Here is a 2141-nt window from a genome sequence, read left to right on the forward strand (position 1 = left end):
CTGTGGGAGCGAGCCTGCTCGCGAAGAGGCCGGAACAGCCGACCCAAAACCAAGCCAAACAAAAGGCCCCGAGGTTCACACCCCGGGGCCTTTTGTTTTTCAGCGGTCGATCAAGCAGCCTTGGCTTCCGGCTGGCTCAGCGAACGGTTCAGCGCGCTGAACAGCGCCTTGAAGCTCGCCGTGGTGATGTTTTCATCGATGCCCACGCCGTGCACCGCACGTTCGCCGTTGACGCGCAGTTCGATGTACGCCGCCGCCTTGGCGTTGGTGCCGGCGCCGATGGCGTGTTCGTTGTAGTCCATGATTTCCACCGGAATCGGCAGCCCGGCCACCAGCGCTTCCAGCGCGCCGTTGCCTCTGCCGCGCCAGTGCAGGTTGGTCTCGCCCTGGCCCTTGCTCGCCACTTCCACTTCCACGGCGCTGTTGCCGTTTTCTTCCTGCAGGCGATGGCTGACCAGCGCGTACGGAGTGTTGGCTTGCAGGTATTCGCGTTGGAGCAGGGCATGGATTTGCTGAGCGGTCATCTCAAGGCCCAGGCGATCGGTTTCACGCTGCACCACCTGGCTGAACTCGATCTGCATGCGCCGCGGCAGGCTGATGCCGTATTCCTGTTCCAGGAGGTAGGCGATGCCGCCCTTGCCCGACTGGCTGTTCACGCGGATCACCGCCTCGTAGCTGCGGCCGATGTCGGCCGGGTCGATCGGCAGGTACGGTACTTCCCACAGGGTGTCGGGTTTCTGCTGGGCGAAGCCCTTGCGGATTGCGTCCTGGTGCGAGCCGGAGAACGCGGTGTGGACCAGGTCGCCGACATACGGGTGACGCGGGTGGACCGGGATCTGGTTGCATTCCTCGACGACTTTGCGCACGCCGTCGATGTCGGAGAAGTCCAGCTCAGGGTCGATACCCTGGGTGTAGAGGTTCAGCGCCACGGTCACCAGGTCGACGTTGCCGGTGCGCTCGCCGTTGCCGAACAGGCAGCCTTCGACACGGTCGGCGCCGGCCATCAGCCCCAGCTCGGTGGCGGCGACGCCGGTGCCACGGTCGTTGTGGGTGTGCAGGCTGATGAGCACGCTGTCACGCCGGGTGATGTTGCGGTGGAACCACTCGATCTGGTCGGCGTAGATGTTCGGCGTGGCGACTTCGACGGTGGCCGGCAGGTTGAGGATCACCTTGCGTTCAGGCGTCGGGTTCCACACTTCGATCACCGCGTCGCAGACTTCCTTGGCGAACTCCAGCTCGGTCGCGCTGAAGGTTTCTGGCGAGTACTCGAACTGCCACTGGGTTTCCGGCTGCTGCGCGGCGTATTTGACGAACAGCTTGGCCGCGTTCACGGCGATTTCCTTCACGCCTTCCTTGTCCTGGTTGAACACGATGCGGCGGAACGATGGGCAGGTGGCGTTATACAGGTGGACGATAGCTTTTTTCGCGCCACGCAGGGACTCGAAGGTGCGAGCGATCAGGTCTTCGCGGGCCTGGGTCAGCACCTGGATGGTGGTGTCGTCCGGGATGTGGCCTTCTTCGATGAGGGTGCGCACAAAGTCGAAGTCAGTCTGCGAGGCCGCCGGGAACGACGCTTCGATTTCCTTCACCCCCACTGCAACGAGGGTTTTCCAGAAGCGCAGCTTCTTGGCCGCATCCATCGGCTCGATCAGCGACTGGTTGCCATCGCGCAGGTCGGAGCTGCACCAGATCGGCGCGGCGGTGATGGTCTTCGACGGCCAGGTGCGGTCCGGCAGGTTGATCGTCGGGAAGGCGCGGTACTTCGAAGACGGGTCTTTGAGCATGCTCATGGGGAAATCCTTATTGTCGTGGCCGGAAAAAGGCGGCCTGCCGGTGGTTCGAACGGGTTGGCTTCACGCCTGGATGAGGTGCCGCGATTCAGCCCGGCAGTCGTGCGCTGACGAGGCACAGGCTGCGGTGCTGGCGAAGCTGGATGAGGGTGTGAGAGGTTTTCATGCCCTCAACCCTAACCGCGTGGCCGGGGGGTTGCAAGCAGTCGGGAAAAATTGGGAGAAGTTCTGTTTTTGGGTGGGTTTGCGAGATTTAATCGCTGGTTTCTCGATTAAACATTATGGCAATTGCGTTGATGTTTTGAGCTTGGCAATTTCTGAGGTGGGGGCGATACGACTTATGTCTTCGCG

Annotated in this window: 2 protein-coding genes; one reads left to right on the plus strand and one right to left on the minus strand. The window is 62.2% G+C overall.

What is annotated here, in order from left to right; genetic code table 11:
- Nucleotides 1-110 precede the first annotated feature (110 nt).
- A complete protein-coding gene (gene leuA, locus ACE04F_RS07190; protein WP_305499003.1) occupies nt 111-1790 on the minus strand; it encodes a 2-isopropylmalate synthase in 1680 nt (559 codons plus the stop codon).
- Here leuA and ACE04F_RS07195 point away from each other — a divergent pair.
- Nucleotides 1777-2141, plus strand: a 365-nt coding sequence (locus ACE04F_RS07195; RefSeq protein WP_486105593.1) for a hypothetical protein, incomplete at its 3' end; no start/stop codon positions are given. The two genes, leuA and ACE04F_RS07195, sit on opposite strands and share 14 nt — an antisense overlap.

This window comes from Pseudomonas sp. AGC41 (assembly GCF_057334555.1).

Coding starts and splice junctions, on each gene's coding strand:
- leuA (WP_305499003.1), bottom strand. CDS start 1,790: ATGAGCATGCTCAAAGACCCGTCTTCGAAGTACCGCGCCTTCCCGACG.